Annotated in this window: 23 protein-coding genes; 21 read left to right on the top strand and 2 right to left on the bottom strand. The window is 37.5% G+C overall.

Features of this window, described 5'->3' with window-relative positions; genetic code table 11:
- The 8 genes from SG0102_RS08595 to SG0102_RS15710 all read left to right on the top strand — a co-directional run bounded on the left by SG0102_RS08595 (position 1) and on the right by SG0102_RS15710 (position 8,231).
- On the top strand, positions 1-1,029 hold the full coding sequence (locus SG0102_RS08595) for a GGDEF domain-containing protein (RefSeq protein ID WP_125119567.1): 1,029 nt from the start codon (positions 1-3) through the stop codon (positions 1,027-1,029).
- Positions 1,030-1,057: 28 nt separating this feature from the next.
- A complete protein-coding gene (locus SG0102_RS08590; RefSeq protein WP_125119566.1) occupies positions 1,058-2,281 on the top strand; it encodes a sensor domain-containing diguanylate cyclase in 1,224 nt (407 codons plus the stop codon).
- A gap of 118 nt (positions 2,282-2,399) precedes the next feature.
- Entirely contained in the window at positions 2,400-4,436 is a 2,037-nt protein-coding gene (locus SG0102_RS08585) for a type II secretion system protein (RefSeq protein ID WP_125119565.1), read from the top strand.
- Positions 4,437-4,447: 11 nt separating this feature from the next.
- Positions 4,448-4,915: a hypothetical protein gene (locus SG0102_RS08580; protein WP_125119564.1), complete on the top strand. Its 468-nt coding sequence runs from the start codon at positions 4,448-4,450 to the stop codon at positions 4,913-4,915.
- 12 nt (positions 4,916-4,927) lie between these two features.
- Positions 4,928-5,434 carry a prepilin-type N-terminal cleavage/methylation domain-containing protein gene (locus tag SG0102_RS08575; protein ID WP_157983009.1) on the top strand — a complete coding sequence of 169 codons (507 nt, stop codon included), beginning with the start codon at positions 4,928-4,930 and terminating at the stop codon, positions 5,432-5,434.
- Positions 5,395-6,300, top strand: coding sequence for a hypothetical protein (locus tag SG0102_RS08570; RefSeq protein ID WP_125119562.1), 906 nt, complete (start codon positions 5,395-5,397; stop codon positions 6,298-6,300). Before SG0102_RS08575 ends, SG0102_RS08570 begins: the two co-directional genes overlap by 40 nt.
- Before the next feature lie 623 nt (positions 6,301-6,923).
- Positions 6,924-7,559, top strand: coding sequence for a reverse transcriptase domain-containing protein (locus tag SG0102_RS15715; RefSeq protein ID WP_231999773.1), 636 nt, complete (start codon positions 6,924-6,926; stop codon positions 7,557-7,559).
- 87 nt (positions 7,560-7,646) lie between these two features.
- On the top strand, positions 7,647-8,231 hold the full coding sequence (locus SG0102_RS15710; RefSeq protein ID WP_231999771.1) for a group II intron maturase-specific domain-containing protein: 585 nt from the start codon (positions 7,647-7,649) through the stop codon (positions 8,229-8,231).
- Positions 8,232-8,295: 64 nt separating this feature from the next.
- On the opposite strand, the gene SG0102_RS08560 is transcribed toward SG0102_RS15710, so the two are convergent.
- Positions 8,296-8,814: a prepilin-type N-terminal cleavage/methylation domain-containing protein gene (locus tag SG0102_RS08560; protein ID WP_125119561.1), complete on the bottom strand. Its 519-nt coding sequence runs from the start codon at positions 8,812-8,814 to the stop codon at positions 8,296-8,298.
- 42 nt (positions 8,815-8,856) lie between these two features.
- The gene (locus SG0102_RS08555; RefSeq protein ID WP_157983008.1) at positions 8,857-9,936 is read right to left on the bottom strand and encodes a GGDEF domain-containing protein; all 1,080 of its coding nucleotides are present in this window, start codon (positions 9,934-9,936) and stop codon (positions 8,857-8,859) included.
- A gap of 260 nt (positions 9,937-10,196) precedes the next feature.
- On the opposite strand from SG0102_RS08555, the gene SG0102_RS08550 reads away from it, so the two are divergent.
- The 13 genes from SG0102_RS08550 to SG0102_RS08490 all read left to right on the top strand — a co-directional run bounded on the left by SG0102_RS08550 (position 10,197) and on the right by SG0102_RS08490 (position 22,986).
- Positions 10,197-10,961: a prepilin peptidase gene (locus tag SG0102_RS08550; protein ID WP_125119559.1), complete on the top strand. Its 765-nt coding sequence runs from the start codon at positions 10,197-10,199 to the stop codon at positions 10,959-10,961.
- A 98-nt stretch (positions 10,962-11,059) separates the two neighbouring features.
- Positions 11,060-12,247 (top strand): type II secretion system F family protein, encoded by a 1,188-nt coding sequence (locus tag SG0102_RS08545; RefSeq protein ID WP_125119558.1) that lies wholly within the window; start codon positions 11,060-11,062, stop codon positions 12,245-12,247.
- Between the two features lie 12 nt (positions 12,248-12,259).
- On the top strand, positions 12,260-13,156 hold the full coding sequence (gene pilM / locus SG0102_RS08540; RefSeq protein WP_125119557.1) for a type IV pilus biogenesis protein PilM: 897 nt from the start codon (positions 12,260-12,262) through the stop codon (positions 13,154-13,156).
- A 3-nt stretch (positions 13,157-13,159) separates the two neighbouring features.
- Positions 13,160-13,831, top strand: a complete 672-nt coding sequence (locus SG0102_RS08535) for a hypothetical protein (protein ID WP_125119556.1) — start codon at positions 13,160-13,162, stop codon at positions 13,829-13,831.
- A 12-nt stretch (positions 13,832-13,843) separates the two neighbouring features.
- Entirely contained in the window at positions 13,844-14,491 is a 648-nt protein-coding gene (gspM, locus tag SG0102_RS08530) for a type II secretion system protein GspM (RefSeq protein WP_125119555.1), read from the top strand.
- Positions 14,492-14,529: 38 nt separating this feature from the next.
- Positions 14,530-15,075, top strand: a complete 546-nt coding sequence (locus tag SG0102_RS08525; protein WP_125119554.1) for a hypothetical protein — start codon at positions 14,530-14,532, stop codon at positions 15,073-15,075.
- A 14-nt stretch (positions 15,076-15,089) separates the two neighbouring features.
- Positions 15,090-16,769, top strand: coding sequence for a GspE/PulE family protein (locus tag SG0102_RS08520; RefSeq protein ID WP_125119553.1), 1,680 nt, complete (start codon positions 15,090-15,092; stop codon positions 16,767-16,769).
- A 5-nt stretch (positions 16,770-16,774) separates the two neighbouring features.
- Complete coding sequence (locus SG0102_RS08515; protein ID WP_125119552.1) at positions 16,775-17,827, top strand: type IV pilus twitching motility protein PilT; 1,053 nt, start codon at positions 16,775-16,777, stop codon at positions 17,825-17,827.
- 12 nt (positions 17,828-17,839) lie between these two features.
- Positions 17,840-18,232 (top strand): ACT domain-containing protein, encoded by a 393-nt coding sequence (locus tag SG0102_RS08510; RefSeq protein WP_125119551.1) that lies wholly within the window; start codon positions 17,840-17,842, stop codon positions 18,230-18,232.
- A gap of 95 nt (positions 18,233-18,327) precedes the next feature.
- The gene (locus SG0102_RS15705) at positions 18,328-19,920 is read left to right on the top strand and encodes a hypothetical protein (protein ID WP_125119550.1); all 1,593 of its coding nucleotides are present in this window, start codon (positions 18,328-18,330) and stop codon (positions 19,918-19,920) included.
- A gap of 164 nt (positions 19,921-20,084) precedes the next feature.
- Positions 20,085-20,309: a DUF6465 family protein gene (locus SG0102_RS08500; protein WP_125119549.1), complete on the top strand. Its 225-nt coding sequence runs from the start codon at positions 20,085-20,087 to the stop codon at positions 20,307-20,309.
- Between the two features lie 97 nt (positions 20,310-20,406).
- Positions 20,407-22,029: a GTPase gene (locus SG0102_RS08495; RefSeq protein ID WP_125119548.1), complete on the top strand. Its 1,623-nt coding sequence runs from the start codon at positions 20,407-20,409 to the stop codon at positions 22,027-22,029.
- Positions 22,030-22,161: 132 nt separating this feature from the next.
- Positions 22,162-22,986, top strand: a complete 825-nt coding sequence (locus tag SG0102_RS08490) for a C39 family peptidase (RefSeq protein WP_157983007.1) — start codon at positions 22,162-22,164, stop codon at positions 22,984-22,986.
- Positions 22,987-23,065 lie beyond the last annotated feature (79 nt).

Here is a 23,065-nt window from a genome sequence, read left to right as displayed (position 1 = left end):
ATGGATGCAAGGAAAAACTTCTTTTATGGCAGTTTAGAGAAAAAGCAATACGATTGTATCAAAAAAGATATCATCACTATCAATAGTCATACAATGAGAGGCATCTTATTAGTCGAAATGATCTTAAGTCTCTTTATCGTTGTTTTTCATAACTATTTAGAGTTTTATAAGAATGATTCTGTTTTGGCATATATCGCTGCTTTTTTAGTCTTTGGCTTACTCTTTCGAATTAGTCGGATCATTGCTAATAAGTTTAAAGGTGCCATTATCTTTATGTACATATGTGTCGTGTTTATTCATTTATTTGGTATGGCGATGGCCTTAATGCAGCCACGGCTGCCAGCCGTTGGCTTTGTTGTTTACTATGTCACATTTCCGCTCTTACTGACTGACATTTTAGTGCGTCTGTATAGCGTTATGGCCGCTTCGGCATTATTCTATTTATTATTCGCCAACTTTTATGTCCATGCTACAAGTATTTATATCGATTTCTGGCATTTGATGATCTTTACCATCGCGATTGTCCCAATTGCATATTTTGTCCAGTTAAGACGTTTTCGCTTTTTTTATAAACGTTATACAACAAGTGAATTAGAAAAGCTGGATTTAATGACTGGAACATATAACCGTAATCATTATGAACGTGTCTGTCGTGAATTAAATGGTGATTTCCGAACAATCTTTATTGATGTCAATGGACTCCATGAACTCAATAATCACTATGGTCATAAACAAGGGGATGAAATATTAAAAGAAGTAGCAAAAGCTTTAAAAGACAACTTCGAAATGCATAATACCTTTCGCATCGGCGGTGATGAATTTGTCTGCTTTAGCCATAAAACCGTGGATCAAATTCATCAGGATATGATCGAAGTCAATAACATCTTAGCTAAGTCTCATTACTATATTTCTTATGGTGTTGGTGATGAACATAATCTTCATGAAAGTCTGCGTCTAGCTGAAGAAAGAATGTATGATCAGAAGCGTGCATTCTACGCGCAAGCGCAAAATAACCGCCGTCAGGCATAATATATAACTTGATTGAGGAGGGAATGATATGAATCGTTTTCGTTATTTCATAAAAGCATTGATCACGGTTATTGTCACATTCTCTTTGACCGCTGCCCTTTATTTCTTCGTAACAAAAGAGTATGCGCGGGAGACCAAGGAAAACGTTGTTACACTAAAAAAGAATACTCTTAAATATACAGTGAATAATTTTGTAACAGCGATACGTATTCGCGATCGTGACATTCGAAAAGTACATCCGAATTATACTAAGAAACAAATTCAGAAGATCCAGAAAAAAGCCTTAAGAGATTATATACATCATGCTAAGTTTAACTTTGGATCTTATATTTGGATTAATGAAATCCATAATTTTAATGGCGGCAATCGCTATGCGAAAAGACTGATTCATCCGGAATTACCCAAAACGGAAGGGCAATGGCTTTCCACTAATACTAAAGATGTAAAAGGACAAAAACCTTACCAAATGGAATTGTCAGGTGTTAAGAAGCATACATCTTTCTTTTATTCCTATTATTTCAAAGATAATCATCATCCGCAGGCAACACCTAAATTAACTTATGCTTATTTATATAAGGATTATAACTGGATTATTTGTATGGGTGTTTCCCTTAATGATATTCATACTTATGTCGAAAGAATTCGTAAGACATCTGATAAGTATGCCTTTACGGGGATTGCATTTATTGAATTATTAATTACTCTATTCTTTGCTTTTTCCTATCATTTTGATCGTAAAAAGCAAAGACAATACTTTGCGAAAAAAGAAGAACGATTACAAACCCAAATCGATTATGATTATCTCACCAAAGCCTATACCAGAAACTATGGAGAGAAATATTTGAGTTCGTTACTATCAAGACATATATCGCAGTGTGCAGTCTTCATGATTGATATTGATGACTTTAAACTAGTGAATGATCACTTAGGGCATAAAGCAGGGGACGAAGTACTTATTCAGGTTGTTGAGAAAATTAAATCAGTGATCCGCTTCTCAGATGTGCTCTTCCGTTATGGCGGTGATGAATTTGTTTGTATCATTGAACATGTTGATGCTGATCATGCAAAAGACATTGCCTTAAAAATGAAAAAAAGTGTCCATACGATAGCTATAGAGCAGGAAGTAACTGTCTCTATTGGTTTGACCATGATCAAAGAAACCGATCAGCATACTAAAGATATTATTAATCGAGCGGATCAGGCTCTCTATCAATCGAAAAGCCAGGGGAAGGATCGCATATCTGCCTTATAAGGTCTCATATTTGAGATCTTTTTCATTATTTCTATTTATTTCTTTCGTTATAGGATGGTTAATTCTATTTTTTGTGGTATGATTTGAGTGGATTAAAATATCTTAGGGGGTATTAATCATGTTAGAAAGGAACGAAAAGGGATTTACTTTAATAGAGATTATTGTTTCCACAGCCATTGCTTCTATTGTAATTGCAGTTACATTGTCAATGATTTTAACATCATTTGATTTGTTTGGTAACTTGAGTACAACAAAGTTAAAAAAAGATTCACTAGATAATATAGAAAGTTACGTTAGATCACAGGTTCTTAATGCTGGCACTGTTGTTATTTCTTCTAAAAAGCCATCAGGTGATGACTGGAAATGGCTCTATGTAGATCATAATATGTTATATCGTGGCGATAAGAATAATGAAAGTGGAAAGCCGGTTCTTAATGTAAATTACTATAATAAGAAATCATTAGATGATACAAATGAAAAAGCAAACGTACTTAAAATGAGCGTCACAGCTTATCGTAGTAATGCAGAAAGTTCAGAGGAATCTGAATTTCGTGCTAAATTCAGCTATGTATTCTCTAATAGTGATGAGAAATATACCAAAGGGGATACCGTTAAGTTTTCTAATGTAAAAAGTTTGAAAGATGGAGAAACCTCTCCATATAATGGTGATATTAGAAGCTTAGGTATTGGGAAAGATTCAACCTCAATCCTTTCTAGTACGATGAAACTTTACTACAAAGGAGCGGGAAGCTCTTCATCAAGTGGTGATAACAATAATAATCAAAAAGGTTCATATACTGGAACAATAGCAGATAAATTAGCATTTATGTCAAGCTATCTTAACCGCGGTTACTATGTAACTGGAACAAGTAATAATGATGATGAATTATTTAAGATTCCTTCGAACAACACTTATCGCCTTGGAGATTTTACTTATTATCAGGGTTATTGGTGGATTAAAATTACTAATGATGATATTAATTCCTATAATCCTCCAGAAAATAGATCATCAACGTGGCAACGTATAGATAAAAATTATCTGGATGAAAACACGTATCTTAAGGGGGATGTTGTTTTGTTTGAGGGTTATTATTATAAAGCCAATTGGGATAAAACAAGTTATAATAGACCGACACGTGACAATGCAACAAACTATCAGGGGAATGGTATACAACGCGATAACCCACGATGGATTTGTTTAGGAAAAGAAAACGAAATCGACTTATCAACACCTGGATTTGATACGACTTTTGCAAATCTAGGAAATGGACAATTAAGTAATCTTTTCAATTTACAGGCACCAAAATCATCACCGATTAATGATAATGCACGTACTTCATTGCCAAATTATAAGATTTATTCCCACAAGTATGATGGTGTTCCTATTTATGATGAAAACGCGACAGTAACAAAAGATTCTGAAACTAATCTGAATGTTTATAATAAAAACACATTTAATACGGATAACTTTAATGTTGGTAATTTAATTCAAGTAAAAGTTGCAAATTCAGGTGAAAATGGAGGAAATAAGGATTGTTACTATCGCTTGTATAAGAAGATTTATGAGCCTGATGCAACAACAAATAAAGATGATCTTGTTCCAGGTGGCAGCTTCATGTCGGGGTGGAAGCTGTTAGAGAACGAATATATGCCAAATAGCAGCTATGAAGCAGGTGATTCAATAAGAATCGGAACTTCTCGACTAAATACAGATGGTAATGAAAAAAATTATATCCAATTCTTATCAAACGGGAAAATATCTGAAAAAATGAATATTGACTATTATCATTACAGCATTATTTGGGGTTGGACTGAGAAAACGGCTACTTATTCAGCTAATGTTTCAGCGCTGGGGACTGAGACCTCTTATGAATATCTAGCATATAAATTCGAATTAATGGATAAATACAAAATTCATGCTAATCGTAATAATCAGGTAATCCCTGACGATTATTATTATGAAATGTTTAATAATGAAACTACCAAAAAATATATAAAGAAGGCCATGATTTTTACATTAAACAAGACTAATTCTCAAAAATATAGCGTTTGGAGTAATGAAATAAATCGTAATAAGGAATTTACTATTGATAATGATGCAATGATGAATACATATTGGACACGTAAAAGTGTTAATGAATTGAACAATGGATAGGAGGACAGGTCATGAAACATTTAAATAATAATAAAGGTTCGACGATTACGACTGCTGTCATTGTTCTCTTAATTGTCATGGTATTAACTGGCGGCTTTTATATGTTAGCGGGCGCTTATTATCGCAATACGATCAATGAGTATAGTGAAAGACAAGCTTATTTGTATGCGAAAGGTGAATGTACAGTTCTAGGCAATTATCTTGTTTCTTACGGTGATAAGTCAAGTAATCCTTATTGGGTCCCTAATGTTGGAGAAACGATGAATCTTAAAAATATTGAGATCCATAAGGTTGATGCAAATGGTAATGATACAGGTGAAAAGATTTCAAGAATTCAGTCTTCTTCGGGAACGATTACTCGTGAAAGTGAAGATAAAATGGTTTTTAAAGTCACTGTTAAAGTAGGTGGTGAGAGCTCTACTGTTACTCTCACCTGCCAACAAAATAACAATAACTGGGAAATAGGGACATATAAATAGGAGATGATCACGATGAAAAATCAAAATGGTTTTACATTAGTAGAAGTTATTGTAGCATTGGCATTAGTGACAATGATTACAGGAATTCTTGCGACATCTTTAGCACAAACATTAAGATATTTTAATGATGCTAATGTTTATAAAAAGGAAAGCGATGCAGCTTTTGATACGATTCAGTCTGATAGTAACGATATTCAATATAAGACAGAATATAAATTAGTTAGTACAGACTCAGATAATAAGAAAAATTCTGTTCGTGTTCGAGTATCTAGTTATACCGATAAAAGCTCGAAAAACAAGCTTACTTATCAGAGTATTGATGTTAAACTAGGTATGGTTTTTGATTATACTTTGAATTATTCAGATAATAAAAGTAATATTAATGTAGAAAAATTATCTGAATTGAAAGATTATGGTATTCAAAAGTTTGATGATTTACCAGGTACCAATTATAGTGCATTACAAAAAATGAGTGATGAATGGGGGATTGGGCATTTATTGGCTGGTCTACTAGCTTAAAGACATATAGAGCTCCATCGACAGGTCGTAGGTATACTAATGGAAATCCGGAGATTGCAAGTGTCAGCAATAATTGGCAGGGGTTAATTACAAGAAAAAATTTTATGGATTTTAAAAATGCTGTAGCGACAGGACAAGTTAGGAATGTAACATTATACGCAACGTATATGTTTAGTTATGATGTTCCAGAATATACAGATGATATCGATTTGATTAAAATGACACCTGATTCTATTCGTCAAAAGCAAGATAACGTGGTTCTTAATAAATTAGCAAAATATGCTGCTGGTATTATTAAAGAAAAAGGGACCTCAGCTATTGATAATTGCTTATCAGGAAGCTATCGCTCTGCGATCTATGGAAATGGTCTAGAGATCCTTCACTTTAGAGAAGGTGGCTGGCCAGTAGAAGCTAATACAAATTATTATACGCAAAATAATGATAGAAATCCTCAAAATGGTTATTACGATTATGGTCAACAATATGAAACACAAAACTATTATAAAAATTATCCTAAGATAGGTACTGCATCAGGCTACACACAAGGCTTTAAGAAGAATGATGGATTTTTCTATGAAACATTCGCAAATGGTATTGGTTTTGATTTAACTAAAGTAGGTAATCCAATATATGGAAAACCTGAAAAAAAAGTAAAGTCTTGGCGTGGTATAAACTATGATTATAATAGCTTGTTATTTGGATCACCAATTATGGATCTCAATAATCGTTTTAGACTCTCTTTATTTATGAAAGTTGATAAATCAGCACAAACGGTAACAATTTGGGTGAACCGTATTGCCATAGATGGCAGTTCTGATTCAAGTGGAATTAATTCCTCTTATTCAGCAACAGCTTCATATGCATAAGAAAAGAACTGAGTTCTAAACTCAGTTCTTTTTACAGTGTGCCGGGCATGGCGCACATCTTGTTGATTGTGAAATCAACTACGGGAATCTACCGCCAAGTATAGTGAACCGCAAGTTTATGACAGTGATGTTATGGATGAAGGAAGCGGTGTAGCAAAATCCTTGTGGCTACGAACAGAAACTGAATTAGGCCTAGCTGCCTCGTAAGGCTGCACATCAAGCCAAAGCCCTAAAGGGTAGACGTATATATCAGTAAGGTAAATTCAGAGCTAGTGAGGATTCAAATGTGATGTGTGTCCTTACCCCGAGTACGAGAGGGAGCATCCTTGTAGGATGCCTAAATCTCAATGCTCTTTAGGGAGATCTAGTGGACGATGAATTCCTGAATCTTTTAAACAGTATGGGTGAACGTCGGACGAAAAAGGTTGCCACTAGAAGTCAGCTGAGGTCGTAGTAGATAGAGATATCGAAGGACCTAATGTTACATAGTGCTAATTCACTATTTGCAATATTTAGATAGTCCGCAAGTTAGGTGATCCGCTGGATAGGGCGTACCTTGTCTATGATCAAATACTGAAACTGGGATGTTTCTAAATAATTTACTATAGAAGGAGAAAGCAGCAATGAATCTAACAGACAAGATTTTAGATCATGAGAACCTGATGCGAGCATTGCATCAAATTAAGAATAACAAAGGGAAAGCAGGAATCGATGGCATGTCCGTCGAAGAATTGGACCTGTATTTCTTTGGACATGAAGAAGAGATCTGTGCTCAAATCAGAGAAAGAAGATACTGTCCTCTTCCTGTTAAGAGGGTTTATATTGAAAAGCCAAACAGCAACAAAAAGAGACCGCTTGGAATCCCTTCGGTTGTTGATAGGGTTATCCAGCAGGCAGTCGCTCAGCAGTTGTCTGAAATTTATGAGCCGTTGTTCAGCGAGCATAGTCATGGCTTTAGACCTGGTAGAAGTTGCCATACGGCAGTTCATGAGGTCCTGGGTTATCTTAATGCAGGATATGAATGGGTCGTTGACTTGGATATTGAGAAGTTCTTTGATACAGTCAATCAGGACAAGCTCATATCCATTATTAGAGAAAAGATGAATGATAGGAATATTCTTCATCTTATCCGTTCTTTTCTCAAAGCCGGAGTGATGGAGAATGGGATAATATCACCTACACCGCTGGGTATGCCTCAGGGCGGACCCTTAAGCGTGATCTGCAGTAATATATATCTTGATAAGCTCGATAAAGGGTGAAAAGCGAGGATTAAATTTCTCAAGGACGCTGATGACACATGTATATACGTAAAAAGTGAAAAGTCAGCAAACCGGGTGATGAAGTCTATGAACTCATGGATAGAAAGAAAGCTATTCTTGAAGGTTAATGCAACAAAAACCAAAGTTGTACGCCCCAACAAGAGTATATTTCTTGGCTTTACGTTCTTGCGTTCTAAAGGACAATGGAGATGTAAACCTGCTGATGATAGAAAGAAGAGACTTTATGACAAGCTTAAAGTGGTTCTTTTGAGAAAAAGAGCTGTAGCCTGCATGCTTGCAGATACAATTACGAAAGTCAATCAAATACTGAGAGGATGGATTCATTACTTCCGTATTGGTATGATGAAAAGCTTTCTTATTGAGCTGGGCAAGTGGTTACGTCACAAGATCAGGGTTATCATTTTAAAAATGTGGAAAAGACCCAAAACGATCTTTAGACATCTTACATATTTGAATAAGATTATGCATTGTCATTTTTCATTCGAAGATATCTTTAAAGTAGCTTATTCGCGTCTGGGATGGTACCGTAAAGCAACCGGTAATGTTGTTAATTTTATTTTAAGTCCAAAATTTCTTGAGAAAGATAAAGGAGACTGCCCAGGTTTGGTCAATCCCCTTAGTTACTATCTAGATAAATTGTGTATAATGTAATGTAGCGCCATATACGAGATCCGTACGTATGGTGCAATGGAAGGGGGATTAATTTCCCTCTATCCTATTTGGAATGATATTCAATTTTTTTATTTGGATAGATATGTGTATAGCATGTATAATTAGAAATTGTGTCATTTGCATGATCGGCAAAGTAAAGAGTAAGATATTGAATACGCTCAGGTGCCATTGCTTGATTTGGAGCATTATAATTATTATCTTGTGTATTTTCTTTAAAATCAACGATTGTAAAAGGTAATGGATCTTTTGTACTATTATTAGTGCTTTTAATAAAGTTCACTTGGACACCTACAACATAAGTGTTACCAGTAACAGATTTGTTATAAGCATTAACTGCTTTTTTGATTGCTGCATTATAGTTTTTTACATTACTGCTGCCAGTGTAAAATTTAGTTAATTCAACATTAACCTTTTGTGTCACACTTCTGGAGGCTGCATAGTATTTCGCTTTATTAGCACTATTCATATAAGACATTACAGATGGTACAGCGATAGCCATTAAGATAGCTAAGATGACAATCACGACAATGACTTCAATGAGGGTAAAGCCTTTTTTTTTCATAACTCTCACATCCTTAATGACATTATATAGTAATTAGGGAATTTAGGAAAGAGAAGGCGAATAAAACATATAATTATGTTTAGTAGATTTCTTGACGTAATAAAGAGCCTGATCAGCCTGATTGAAGAGATCCTGGAAAGAGATATCTTTACTTTGTAAGGCTACACCGATTGAGAAGGTGATTTCATGCTGCTGTTCAAGAGAAATCTTATTGAGAACTTCCTGGATTTGTTTGACTTTTGTGGTGGCTGAGGAATAGGTACCATTTTCCATAAAGACGACAAACTCATCACCGCCATAACGCATAATAATATCGGATTTACGAAATGAGGAACGTAAAGCTGTGGAGGCTTTCTGTAAGACAACATCACCATAGGCATGACCAAAGGTATCATTGAAGTGTTTGAAGTTATCTAGGTCAAAAATGAAAAGAGCACCTGGTTTATTAGCTGTTAATAACTGTTCGATCGCATATTTTCCTGATTTTTTGGTCATGACTTTCGTAAGGCCATCCATGGCATGCTGCTGAGAGATATAGATCTTTTCTAAATACAGATCAATAGAGCGATTATAGAGTAAGCCATAGACTAATAATGTCACTAAAGTAAGAAAGAACTTAAGGGTCATATCAAAGCTTGGGGCAAAGACGCACCAGGTCATACCCATTAATGATTGAAAGAGCCACATTCTTAATATTTGATCCATTAAGAAAAGGGGCATTGATAAAAATAAACAGATAAAGATCAGATTACCATTTTGATGGGGCAAATGATATAAGCTGGTGATGATAATCATGGATAGTAAGACATAGCTGATGGAGGCATATCCAATGGTATAGACTCGTTTACTATGAGACATAATACTCGGATCAACGATCATCTGCTGAGCGAGTAATAAGATCATACCAATGGCTTCAATAATACCTAAAATACTCGTCATGCCGATAGCCATGATTCGTAAATAAGTGAAATACATGATTAAGATCGTATAAAGAGGAAAGATAAAACGAATTCCTCTTCTGGTATCACTTAACTCATGATTTAAAAGTAACTGGTAGATATCTTCCTCGGAGACGAAATAATCAAAGCGATTATAGATTTTTTTAAGTAAATAAGATGACATAATGTATACTCCCTTGTGAGTATCTCTATTATACATTATATAGGTCACAATAGATAGAATAATGTTTCGTAAAACGGTATTAATATGACCGGCGTGTTAAAAATAAAGCAGCGGGAGAAAGAGAATCCCTAAAAAAATTTAACAGTGGTTATTCGTCATTTCCAAAAGATCTCTTAACAATTCACCGAACGCCTGTGAATTTTTATATTTTCATATGACATCTTTTCGCCTATAATGGGAGTATCAAAGGGGAAATCATTATGTCAGTTATTACGTTCTTATATATTTATGCCTTTGTCTTTGGGGCTTGTATTGCATCTTTTATTAATGTCGTGATTTATCGTTTACCATTAGGTATTCCTATTTCTAAAGGCCGTTCCCGCTGTGATAGCTGCGGGACACAGTTAAAGTGGTATGATCTGATTCCGGTTATTTCTTATGTTATTTATCGCGGAAAATGTCATTACTGCGGGGCGAAGATCGGTATACGCGGCTGGCTCTTAGAAATTGTTGGCGGCTTATTAGGCTGTTTATGTTTTTACCATTATGGACTTAGTCTAATGACAATTGCATCCTTTATCTTAGCGGAAATTCTCATTGCTGTTACCTTTATTGATATTGATACGATGGAGATTCCTAATCAGTTAGTTGTGGCGACAGGGATCATGGCGATTCTCTTTGCCTTCATTGATCCGACTGTTTCACTTGTTTCACGCGTGATCGGCTTCTTTATTGTCTCTGCGCCGATGCTTGGCTTATGCTATATTAAAGAAGGGGCTTTTGGCGGCGGTGATATCAAACTCATTGCCATGCTTGGCTTCTTACTAGGGACAGTGAACGTTCTTGTTGGCACTTTTATTGCTATTATCAGTGCTGGCATATATGCGATTATCTTATTAGCCACCAAAAATACGAAATTACAGGCTCATATGGCCTTTGGCCCATTTTTATCAGCAGGATGCTTTATTGCTTTACTGTATGGCAGTCAGCTCTTGCATACTTATTTAGCATTATACGGTCTCTAAGAGGATCATATTTGAGATTCTTACCTCTCAAATATGACCTTTTTATTTCATCTTAGCGCTAATTATTGTATAATGACCACAAAAGGGAGGTTTGATTCATGGCGACATATAAGTATTATGCAATGGATATTCATTCGAAACGCGTTCGTGGGTCACGGGAAGCTGAAAATGAGGCGGCTTTAAGAGCTTCATTAAGCAATGATGCACTTTATCTCATCAGCTGTAAAGAAGTGGTTGATGCTTATAAACATCGTCAGCTTAAAGCGACCGATATCGCCGATTTATGTCGACAGATGGGGACCATGCTCAATTCAGGGATTTCCCTCATTTCGGCTGTTTCAATTGTTGTCCGCCGTGAGCCAAATAAAAAATTAAAGAAAATTTATCGTCAGATTTATATATCATTACAACAGGGCTATCAGATGTCACGCGCTTTAGAGCTGCAGGGAGAAGTCTTCCCGCCGCTGATGATCAATATGGTGAAAGCGGCGGAAGCGAGCGGGGCGATGGATACGACATTCCTTAAGTTAGCCGATCAGTATACCAGAGACAATCGTTTATCAAAAAAAGTACAGGCCGCAATGATGTATCCAATCATTTTGCTGGTCGTGACTTTAATCGTAATGGTCGTTGTTTTTACGGTAATCCTGCCACGTTTCTTCGATGTCTTTAATGGTTATCCAATTCCAGCTATTACGAAGTTTATGTTTGGATTATCAAGATTTATGATTCATTCCTGGTATTGGTTTATCATTATTATTTTATCGATTATCGCTTTAGTGAATTTAGCTTTACGGATTCCTCAAGTGAAATACCAGTGGGATCGCGTTAAAGTTTCTATTCCAAAGATTTCTCATTTAACACAAATCATTTATACGGCACGTTTTGCCCGCTCATTATCATCACTCTATACTTCTGGCGTTTCGTTATTAACGAGTTTGCGTTTAGCGCGCCGAACTGTCAATAATACCTTTATCGAAGCGCAGTTCGATGATGTCATTAATGATGTTCGTTCCGGCGCCACTTTAAGCGCTGCGATGGATCGTGTCAAAGGCTTTGATCCAAAGCTTTCTTCTTCGGTTTTTATTGGGGAAGAAGCGGGGCGATTAGATACAATGTTAGATTCGATTGCCAGTGACTTCGATTTCGAAGCGGAAATCGCAACCGAACAGTTAGTCGCAGTCTTACAGCCAGCGATGATTATTATTTTAGGGTTCATGATTGGCAGTGTTATTTTATCAGTCATGCTGCCACTATACAGTTTATACAACAGTCTAGGCGGATAGGGGGAAAACGTTTTGGCGAATGTAATCTATATCACAAATACCAACGTGGAATTTCTTGCCGGCGAGCGGAAACGTGATGCCGTGCGAGTCGACGCGTTTGAAAAAATAAATATTGAAGAAGGGGCGATGATCAATGGGGTGATCATTGATGATGCGTCCATTAAAACCGCTTTGCAGTCATTAAAAAGCAAATATCAGCTTGATGCCTGTACCTTAATCTTAGATTCTAATAAGATTATTACCAAGCAGATAGTCATTCCAAAATTGCGACATAAGCAGATCTTAGAGTATCTCCAGGGCGAATTATCAGGCTTATATGATGGGGAAGATACATTGATTTATGATTATGCATATTTAGGAGAAAACGAAGAAGTTAAAGGGTCATCCCGCATTTTGGGGATGGCGATTGAAAAAGGCTTCTTAGAAAGCTATTTACAGCTCTTTGAAGAAATGGAAATTGCTATTGAATTCATTGATATTTCTGTTGATGTTCTTATTAAGCTCAAGGAATATATTCCTGGCTTAATTGATGCTTCTTATGCGATTATGAGCGTTGATGGCAATAACATTACTTCCTCCGTTTTTGCCAACGGGAACTATGTCATGACGACGCGTAACCGTTTATTCTCGGATCCTGAAGATGCCGATGCTTTTTCTGGCGATATTACCAGAGCGGTGTCACAGCTCCAGCAGTTTGCCTCTTCCTCACAGAACAATGCCCCATTTAGTAATATCTACTTTACTGGCATTACGCGTGCCCAAGGCGAAAAGATCTTTGAGCGCATTACCAACTTAATGGATTTAGAGGCTAAGTTATTACCGACGCCAAGAGCTGTTTATGCGGTCAATAACGAAGTCATTGGTTTGAATCATTACTTATATACTTTGGGATATCTGATAGGAGCGTAAAATATGAGTGGAATTAAAAATAAACAACTTGATATTTTAAAAGCCTATGAAGACTCTCTCAAAGATCCTCATAGATATGATCTCTTAAAGCTGATTGCGGCGCCATTAAGTATCTTATTAGTGATCGCGATCACCTGTGGCGCTTTATTCTTTGTAACCTCTAATACTCAAAAACAAATCAGTGATATCAATACAAAGATTGGCACGACCAAAGCCGCTATTGAAGCGACGGATCAACAGTCTTACAGTGAACTCAAGACGATGCAGGAAGCGGTCAGTGCAATGAATGAAATCAATCGCAAGATTAGTAATTATGTTTCGATGTCTTCCACGAAACTTAATAAAATTGTAGGCTTCTGTGATGATAATGGTATTGATATTACTTCTTTAAGCTTCACCCAGCCTACGGAAACGTCTTCGACTTCCACTTTAACATTACAGGGCAGCGCTGAAGATCCTGATGATATTACGATGTTTGTCAGTGATTTACGCAGCTCGAAGCTTTATAAAAATATTAATTATGCCGGTTATACGCAGTCGCAAAATACGGTTGATGCAACAAGCAATACCGATACTACTAGCAATACAGTAAGTAGCAATAAGTCCACTGCCGCAAATGTAACGACGCAGACAGAAACAGTATATACCTTTACCGTGACAATGGTATTAAAGTAAGGAGGCGAGAACATGAAAGAAGTGTATAGTGCTCTCTCGAAAAGAGAGAAACAGTTACTTTATATTTTACTCGTTTTCTTATTGGTGATGGCAGGCTGGTTCTTTGCGATCAAGCCAAGTTTAGAAAACTATCGCAAACAAAAGAATCTGCTTTCTCAGAAGGAAACAACCTTAGCGGAATTAAAATCTCAGTTAACGCAGTATCAAAATGCGCCTAGTCAGTTGGCGGCGCAAACGCAGACATACAAATCTTTAACGAAGAAGTATTATAAAGTTCTTAAGAATGAAAAGATTTCTGAAATGTTCACGGATGAAATCAAATCCGCAAACTTAACGCCAACGAATTTAACGATTTCTGACGCGCAGGATGATGTTTCAAGCAGTAATAACACGACAAACAGTTCATCTTCATCATCTTCTACGACGAGCACCAACACTCAAGCAGCGAGTTCTACAAATGCGAAACTGGTCACGAAATATGTCGATGTAACAGTCAATGGGAAAATTGATCAGGTCAGTGATTTACTACAAAATATCGAAGGTGATACGAAAAGTGTTGGGGTGACGGGATTAAGTTATACCCCGGCATCGACATCTAGCGATACGAAGAGTGAAGATAGCTTCACCATTCAGTTCGCGGTATATATGATTAAAAAGTAATATGGTGAGTCACCATATTCTTTTCATTGGGAGGGTTTATGAGTCAGAAAAGAAGAGAAAAAATCATTACCATTGGGGCTCTTGTCCTGCTTTTGATCATCATCTTTTTCGCTGGCTATAAGCTTCACCAGAATGCTTTAGAGGTGATGCATGAAAATCAGGATCCTTTAGAGAAAGACTGTCGCAAGATCTTTGCCTTTATGCGAGGAGAGATGGTCTATGCCCATGATGTCACCAATAACAGACATCGGCCTAATAAAAAGCATGATTGGCATTGTCTTTATATCCAAAATGGTATTCTCTATAAAGACAAACATCCAATTTTTAAAGCAGAATGGTTTGAGGATCGTCAGGTGGCGATGACTTACGTGGGCTATATCCGCTCGAAATCACGTATCGATTTTACCTTAACGATTACTAAGAAAGGGCGCAGCTACAGTATGCGTCAGTCGCTCAAATTGTTATCGATTGATTTAAAAAACAGTATTGATAAACGGTTACCAACCGGTGAAGAGACGTATGATTTAAGTATTGATCATACAAAGCTGAATAAGAAAAAATACAAATTATATTACTATAATTAAGAAAGGAGTCCTTTATGAAGAACTTAAGATTAGGGGATACCTTGGTTGAAGATGGCTATATCACCGAGGATCAGTTAAAAGTTGCCCTGGATGCGCAGAAAAACGATCGCTCGAAAAAGATTGGGGAGCACTTGGTAGATTTAGGCTTCGTGACAGAAGAGCAGATTGCGGCGGTGTTATCAGAAAAGCTAGGCTACCCGCTCATTTCTCTGGAAACTTATAATGTGAAAGTTGAAGCGGTAGAAGAAATTCCAGAAGAATTAGCTCGTAAATATAACATGATTGCGATTGATCGCAGTGAAGATGGCAATGACTTAACGATTGCGACATCCGATCCATTAAACTATTACGGCATCGAAGATATCCGCATGGTGACCAATAAGCATCTCACCATCAACATTGCCTTAAAAGAGGATATCTCTAATGCCATTGATTACTATTATTCAGAAATCAACTCGAAAACCGCCGCTGAAGATATTAATGAAAATGCGGATATGTATGCCCTTGATGAAGAAGATCTTTACAATGCGGATGAAGATGATACCCCGGTTGTAAAACTGATCAATTCCTTATTGATTCGCGGTTATCGTGATAAAGTTTCCGATATTCATATTGAACCTTTCGAAGAAGAAACCATTGTCCGCATGCGTATTGATGGTTCCTTAATCGAAGCTTTGCGTTTAAAGGCTAAGATTCATCCGCCGCTGATCGTTCGTATTAAAATTATGGCGAATATGGATATCAGTGAACGGCGGGTGCCTCAGGATGGCCATATTGTCACGACAATTAATGGTCAGTCTTTAAACTTACGTGTCTCAACGATTCCAACTGTTCATGGTGAAAAAGTCGTTATGCGTTATTTAAATACCAATGCCACGATTGATCACTCTGATACTTTTGGGATGACACCAGAAAACTATGAAAAGATGAAACATATGATGGAAATGCCTAATGGCATCATCTATGTCACTGGCCCAACTGGCTCCGGGAAAACAACAACGCTGTATATGATTATGAAATCCTTAGCGAAAAGACCGGTTAATATTACAACGATTGAAGATCCTGTTGAAGAGCAGTTAGAACATATCAATCAGATGCAGGTCAACAACCAGGCGGGGATGACTTTTGAAGCCGGCTTACGAGCGATCTTACGACAGGACCCGGATATTATCATGGTTGGTGAAACCCGTGATAATGAAACGGCGGATATTTCTGTCCGTTCCGCTATTACCGGGCATTTAGTTGTCTCCACGCTGCATACCAATGATTCGTTATCAACCGTCATCCGATTAGAAGATATGGGCGTTGAACCATACTTAGTCGCCTCTTCTTTAGTTGGTGTTGTCGCCCAGCGATTAGTCCGTAAGGTCTGTCCTTACTGTGGACAGTTAGTCGCGCCAAGCGCAAATGATGCAAAACTGTTAACGAAAAAGATTACCGCCGTGCCGACAGCTGTCGGCTGTAATATGTGTAATAATACGGGCTATTTAGGCCGTGTAGCGGTGCATGAAATCGTCACCATCGATCGGCATTTAAAACGGATGATCGCTCAGAATGCCCAGTTAGACGATTTAAAAGCCTATGCGAAATCTTCCCAGCATTATGAAACTCTTTTTGAAGCAACCGAAAAATTAGTCGAAGAGGGTGTCACGACGATGGAAGAATTAAAACGTGTATCTTATTATGAGGAGTAATAGTTATGAATATTTTAGATCAGGTCCTCGAAAAAGCCCGTTTTTCCAATTTCTCCGATGTTCATATTGATGAAAAAGGTCAGGTTTTAACCCGTTTAGATGGGAAACTGATGCCTTTCCCCAATATGACTTTCACTGCTGAGCAGACGAAAGAAATGATCCGCACTTTAATTGAAAAAGAAGATACCAGTCGTTTAGAAAGACAGGAAGACTTAGACTTTGTCTATGTTGAAAGCAGCTTCCGTTACCGTGTCAACGTCTATGCTCAACAGGGTGCTTTATCGGCGGCGATCCGTGTCATCTATGAAAATATTCGTACCTTGGATGAATTAGGACTGCCAAGCGTGCTTTCTTCCTTTACCAAAGAACCGCGTGGCCTCGTTTTATTAACCGGTCCAACCGGGAGCGGGAAGTCAACAACCTTAGCTGCGATGATTGATGAAATCAATCATACGCGTCCTTGTCATATTTTAACGATTGAAGATCCAGTCGAATACCTGTATCATGAAGATAAGGCGTTGATCCATCAGCGTGAGATCGGCCATGATGTTGATAGCTTTGCGACCGCTTTGCGTAGTGCGATGCGTGAAGACCCGGATGTTGTATTAGTGGGAGAAATGCGTGACTTTGAAACGATTCAGGCAACGATTACCTTAGCCGAAACGGGTCACTTAGTCTTTTCGACCTTACATACGATCGGGGCTGCGAAAACGATCGACCGTATTATCGACGTTTTCCCGAATCACCAGCAGGCTCAGGTCCGTGTCCAGTTAGCCGGGGTGCTAAAAGCTGTTGTCACCCAGACGCTGCTGCCGCGCGTCGATACCAATGGCCGCGTTGCCGCGACGGAAATTATGATTGTCAATGAAGCTATTTCCAATCTGATTCGTGAAAATAAGGGTCATCAGATCAATTCAATGATTCAAACTGGCGCTAAAGTCGGCATGGAAACACTGAATGCGTCGTTAGCAAAGCTGATTCGCGCGGGCAAGATCAGCCGAGAAAGTGCTTTTGCGATTACTGATAACCCGAATGAATTGCGAGAACTATTTTATTAAAAAGGAGGAGCAATGATGAATATTAATCTGATACCGGATCTGATGAGTGTTTCGACCATCGCTGATCCTAGTGAAGTTGACTTTAGTCAGCCGTATACATTTTTATCTGTCTCAAAAGAAAATATGACTTTAATTTGTCCGATGGACTATACCCCAGAACATACGATCTTAAGAGAAGATGGCTGGAAGGGATTTAAATTTGCGGATACTTTGTATACCTGTAATGCCGGGGCCTTGTCGACTATTTCATCAGTGCTTGATGAAGCGGGCATTCCGATTATTATGACCTCTGATGTCAACATGGATTATATCTTCTTAAAAGAAGAACATTTCACCAAAGCTCTCTATACGCTCGAACAGAATGGCTGTAAAATCACCAATGAGATGGGTGATACAACTGCTTAGGACGTTTATACGTCCTTTTTTGTTGTATTCGATTTTCTTTCAGGTATAATTAAATTAGTTAAGCTAAAATAGTCTTAACGAAGGAGAGATTATTTATGATTAAGAAACAACTTTGCGGCCTCACTTTGAGTGCGATGCTTATTTTCAGCAGTGTCCCAAGTGTAGCGGCTCAGGAAAGTCAGACAACACAGCCATTAATTGGTATCAGTGGCCCAAAGAAAAGAGCCCGCAGTGCAACAGTTCTCACGGGTAACACTAAGAAACTGTATAATGAAATCTTAAAAGGCATGAAGAAGATTGCGAATGGGCAAACCAATTCCACTAAAATCAAACTGAATTTAAAACAGATTGGTTTAAGTAAGAAAATGACCAAGAAACAGTTAGGGGTTTCTTCCTTTACGGATAAAAAGGGCAATGTGACGCCAACGACCCAACAAAAGATGTTTTCTCATTTAGGCGTAAACTTTTTAAAAGCTTTCGATCAGATTTATTTAGAAGATCCTTTTGATACGTACTGGTTTGATTACTATAGTGGGAATTATCCATTTGATGCTTCATACAAATATAGCCTCTATGCGAAGATTCAGGGGAATACCATCCGTTTAACAAGTCATAGCGGTTATATGATGTTAGATTTGCCGGTGGCGAAAGAATATGGATCCAACTATAAGATCAGTGCTAAAGCGCGCGCTCGCGCCAACAATGCGATCAATAATATTCATCGCATTGTCTCAGAAAATGCCAATGTCAGTGATTATAATAAATTAGTGAACTATCGTAATGAAATCTGTGATTTGGTTACTTATGATGATCAGGCGATGAAAGCCGGACAGACCAATCATCATAGTGATCCTTGGAATCTGATTTCCGTTTTTGATGGGGATCCGAAAACGAACGTGGTTTGTGAAGGATACTCTAAAGCTTTTGCCTATTTATGTGATCTTACAAAATGGCAAAATCCTGCGATTAAAGCTTATACTGTGACTGGCTATGTCGAACTGTCAACGAACACGTCGTCAAGAGTAGCCCATATGTGGAACTTAGTGCATATGCCAGACAAGAGAAACTACCTTGTCGATTTAACCAACAGTGATGATGTTGCTGGGACAAATAATGATCTGCTCTTTATGGTAGGAGTTGATCAGCCTTCCAATAATGCCTATGCGCATACCTTATCGTTGAATGGGGATACGATGACGATTAATTATGATTATGATCCTCAATGTAAACAGGTCTTTACATCTTCTGAACGTTATGTCGGCCATGGAGATTACACCAATAATGAAGCGTTAACCCTTATTACCACGCCTGTTTATAACACTGGCGTTATTACGACTAAACCAACCTTCGAAAAAACGGGGATTCGCACGCAGACAGCGCAGCTTGATGGTTCACAAATTACATCCGCTGAGCCGAAGCTCACTTTAGGAAAAGCGTCACTTTCGTCATTAGTCAATGTTCCAAAAGGAAAACTGATGGTGAAATGGGCTAAGGTGACAAATGCCTCTAAATATCAGGTGGCTTATAAAGTCAAAGGCGGAAAATGGAAATATACCACAAGCAGTGTAACAAACAAAAACTTATATCGTTTAAAAAAGAAGAAATACTACTCTGTCAAAGTCCGCGCGCAATATGGCAAATATAGCGGCAATTGGTCAGCTGTTAAATCCATTACGATCAAGAAGTAAGCAAATACGGCTTACTTCTTTTTCTTAAAAGGATTATTTCGAATATTTCGATAATCGTAAAACAATATGTGTGATATTGATGACTTTTTGAGATAAATGTACTGTTTTGCTTTCTATTTGATATTCTAAGATATATAATATGAGTAACGAAGGAGTGGTGCTTTGTGAAAACAAATGTTGAAATTCAATACGCGTTCAACAACATCACCAGTGATGAGATCGAACGCCGAGTCAAGGATGATCTAAAAGAGAACGGGGTGAAACTCAGTAATATTGAAACATTGAATATCTACTATAAGTTAGACGAACATGCCATTTATTATGTCGCTGAAATGAAAGATAAAAAGATAATTGGCACCGGCAATACTCCGCTCTACATCTATAGTTAAATGCATCATCCAGGGGCCTACGGGCCCTTTTCGTATGCATTCATGATCAAGACATAAAAAAGAATCATAATAAAAAACGATAAGGAGATTTCTAGTTATGAAAGGTAATTTAGGTGAATTAAACAAGCGACTGATGAATGTGAAAAACATGTACGAGAAAGTAGATATGGTAGTGGATGCCTTACCAGATGCGATTCCTGAAGATGTCAGAAAATTTATCAAAGAAAAAATTGTTGGTGATGAAGCATTAAAAGAACTGATTAAAGATATTGAAAGCAGAAGACCGGCGAGATTATTTATGTTAGGACGTACGGGTAGCGGTAAGAGTTCCCTCATCAATGCGATGCGAGGTTCTTATCTGGCTGAGGTAAGCAATATCAAATCATGTACGATTAATGATCTTTATATGCTAAGTGATGATGCAGGCAATGATATTATGCAAATTATGGATACGCGAGGCTTTGCGGAATCAAAAGCGATGAATAATATTTTCGCTGAGCAGCAGTTAGAAGAGGATTTGATCAAGTTTAAACCAGATTTAATTCTTTTTGTGACCGTCTGCAGTCAAAGAGATCATGTTGATCAAGATGCAGCATTATTAAAAAAGCTGGAAGATAAATATAAAAAAATGACTGGTCTTCATGTACCAGTCATTGTGGTGGTTAATAAGTGTGATATTATGCCGCCAATGAAAGGATCAGAAAATGGTCAATATACACAGGACAAGATTAGCAACATTTATGCTTTTGTATCGGAAATAGAATCTATAATTGAGGCAGAACATCTGATCTATAGGGCTATTATTCCTGTCTGCAGCACCATTGACTGGGAAAAAGATGTTTCTCAGATTAATAAGCTTTCTCATCATGAAAGAAGTCAATTACAAATGGTTTACGATGGACGTTGGAATATTGAGAAGCTGAAAGAAACCTGTCTGACGGCGATTACTGATGAAGATGCCAAAAAATGTTTCAAGCAGGCAATTATGGTGGATAAAGTAGTGAAAGATACAGCGTTAAGAATGGCACAAATTTTTGGGGGTATTTCAGCGGGTGTAGCCGCTGCATCTTTACCGATCAGCGATATTTATATTTTAACGACTATACAGGCAGTTCTTGTTGTTTTAATAGCCTATATCAGCGGCGAAGATCTTACTGTAAGTGAAGCAGTGAAATTTGTCTTTAATATTGGTGGTGTCGTAGGAAATGCCTTTGTTTTACGAGCGATTGTTCAGGAATCAACAAAATTATTACAAAGTTTATACAAAACAAGTACTTTTATTAATGCAATTGTTGCCGGCCAGGGAACTATGACGGTTGGTAATGCGGCGATTCGTTACTATATTAATGGCGATGATGACGTCATTGCGAAAAAACAAAATGATGTCGCGCAGTTTATTTTTGATCATAGTAAGAAAGCCTTTGATATGACTGGCGATGCTGTTCAAAATGTTAAAAATGCCGGCATCAAAACTGGTAAGAATATCCAGGATTTTAGCAAGAAGACCGGACAAGCCGTAAATGATGCGAGTCAGCAGCTAGTTAAGAATATGGTTCATGTTGGTAATAACTTTGGAAAGGCTGCTGGCAATGCCGGAGAATACGTTGCGAGAAACGCTCAGCAGGTCAAACAAAATGCGAGTGAATCAGCTAAAGACTTAGGTGATGCTATCGCTCATGGCGTTCATGGGGTTGTTGGTAATTTGAAAAAGAAAAAATAGGATCGTCTAGAGAATGTTTTGTGAGAATCTTGATTACAGCTAATTAACGTAAAATGTGTGAAAACTTAAATTTAAGGCAATTGTTTTTACTTATTTGTAAAAAATGATAAAATGGAAGGCGAGGTGCAGGCTATGAACAAAAAAGTATTAAGACGGGTAAATAAACGTCGTCTGACAATGTTAATATCTTATATTGTCTTTGCGCTTTGTACTGTAACCCTTGCAACCGTAAGGCCTTTTGCTGTTGAGAAGGTTCCGGTGAAGAAACCGGTGGTTAAAAAAATCGTGAAAAAGACGGTCAAGAAAACATATACGGCCGCGCAGCTGCGGGCGTTGAAATATCCTGAAGAATTAGTCGAATTCATGGAGAAATATCCAGAGACGACATCGTTTGTTGTCGATTATAAAAAAGATGCTGATTACTATAATAATCAGAAGATCTCCATCAAATCAGAAGTGACAAAAGGAAAGATTCCTTTATTTATCCAATGGGATAAACGCTGGGGCTATCGGGATTATGCTGACGGCTTCTTTGCGACTAAGACATGTGGTCCGACGTGTATGAGTATGGTTTACAGCGGTCTGACGGGTAAAACAGATATGGATCCTTATAAGATGTCAAAGTGGTCTTACCAGCATGGCTATTATGAACAGGGTGTGGGGACACGCTGGACGTTTATGGAAAATGCGGGGGCACACTTCGGCCTTACGGAAAGAGATATTGCCTCTGATCCAAGGACGATCAAGGAATATTTAAAAGCCCATTATGTGTTAATTGCCAATGTGAAAAAGGGTGACTTTACGAAAGCTGGACATTATATTGTCTTAACTGGTTTAACCAAAGATGGAAAACTAAAAGTCAATGATCCAAACAGCCGGATCAATTCCCGCAAGCGTTGGAGTATTCAACGGGTTTCCAAACAAATTAAGTTATTAGGAGCTTTTAAAGCCAAATAGAGAATAAGCTTTTTTGCTTATTCTTTTTTGGTTTCAAAATATAAAAATAATGATTATAATGAATATATAAGGTTGGTGA

Origin of the sequence: Intestinibaculum porci (assembly GCF_003925875.1) — a bacterium.
In the GTDB taxonomy this organism is placed as follows: domain Bacteria; phylum Bacillota_I; class Bacilli_A; order Erysipelotrichales; family Coprobacillaceae; genus Intestinibaculum; species Intestinibaculum porci.
This window is presented reverse-complemented; position numbering and strand designations above follow the sequence as displayed.

Bases quoted from the DNA above. Each gene is read 5' to 3' on its own strand.
- SG0102_RS08580 (WP_125119564.1), top strand. From the start codon at position 4,448: ATGAAACATTTAAATAATAATAAAGGTTCGACGATTACGACTGCTGTC.
- SG0102_RS15715 (WP_231999773.1), top strand. From the start codon at position 6,924: ATGAATCTAACAGACAAGATTTTAGATCATGAGAACCTGATGCGAGCA.
- SG0102_RS08585 (WP_125119565.1), top strand. From the start codon at position 2,400: ATGTTAGAAAGGAACGAAAAGGGATTTACTTTAATAGAGATTATTGTT.
- SG0102_RS15710 (WP_231999771.1), top strand. From the start codon at position 7,647: ATGAACTCATGGATAGAAAGAAAGCTATTCTTGAAGGTTAATGCAACA.
- SG0102_RS08510 (WP_125119551.1), top strand. From the start codon at position 17,840: ATGATGAATATTAATCTGATACCGGATCTGATGAGTGTTTCGACCATC.
- SG0102_RS08590 (WP_125119566.1), top strand. From the start codon at position 1,058: ATGAATCGTTTTCGTTATTTCATAAAAGCATTGATCACGGTTATTGTC.
- SG0102_RS15705 (WP_125119550.1), top strand. From the start codon at position 18,328: ATGATTAAGAAACAACTTTGCGGCCTCACTTTGAGTGCGATGCTTATT.
- SG0102_RS08495 (WP_125119548.1), top strand. From the start codon at position 20,407: ATGAAAGGTAATTTAGGTGAATTAAACAAGCGACTGATGAATGTGAAA.
- SG0102_RS08490 (WP_157983007.1), top strand. From the start codon at position 22,162: ATGAACAAAAAAGTATTAAGACGGGTAAATAAACGTCGTCTGACAATG.
- SG0102_RS08545 (WP_125119558.1), top strand. From the start codon at position 11,060: ATGGCGACATATAAGTATTATGCAATGGATATTCATTCGAAACGCGTT.
- SG0102_RS08525 (WP_125119554.1), top strand. From the start codon at position 14,530: ATGAGTCAGAAAAGAAGAGAAAAAATCATTACCATTGGGGCTCTTGTC.
- SG0102_RS08550 (WP_125119559.1), top strand. From the start codon at position 10,197: ATGTCAGTTATTACGTTCTTATATATTTATGCCTTTGTCTTTGGGGCT.
- gspM (WP_125119555.1), top strand. From the start codon at position 13,844: ATGAAAGAAGTGTATAGTGCTCTCTCGAAAAGAGAGAAACAGTTACTT.
- SG0102_RS08535 (WP_125119556.1), top strand. From the start codon at position 13,160: ATGAGTGGAATTAAAAATAAACAACTTGATATTTTAAAAGCCTATGAA.
- SG0102_RS08575 (WP_157983009.1), top strand. From the start codon at position 4,928: ATGAAAAATCAAAATGGTTTTACATTAGTAGAAGTTATTGTAGCATTG.
- SG0102_RS08595 (WP_125119567.1), top strand. From the start codon at position 1: ATGGATGCAAGGAAAAACTTCTTTTATGGCAGTTTAGAGAAAAAGCAA.
- SG0102_RS08570 (WP_125119562.1), top strand. From the start codon at position 5,395: ATGGGGGATTGGGCATTTATTGGCTGGTCTACTAGCTTAAAGACATAT.
- SG0102_RS08555 (WP_157983008.1), bottom strand. From the start codon at position 9,936: ATGTCATCTTATTTACTTAAAAAAATCTATAATCGCTTTGATTATTTC.
- SG0102_RS08560 (WP_125119561.1), bottom strand. From the start codon at position 8,814: ATGAAAAAAAAAGGCTTTACCCTCATTGAAGTCATTGTCGTGATTGTC.
- SG0102_RS08515 (WP_125119552.1), top strand. From the start codon at position 16,775: ATGAATATTTTAGATCAGGTCCTCGAAAAAGCCCGTTTTTCCAATTTC.
- SG0102_RS08520 (WP_125119553.1), top strand. From the start codon at position 15,090: ATGAAGAACTTAAGATTAGGGGATACCTTGGTTGAAGATGGCTATATC.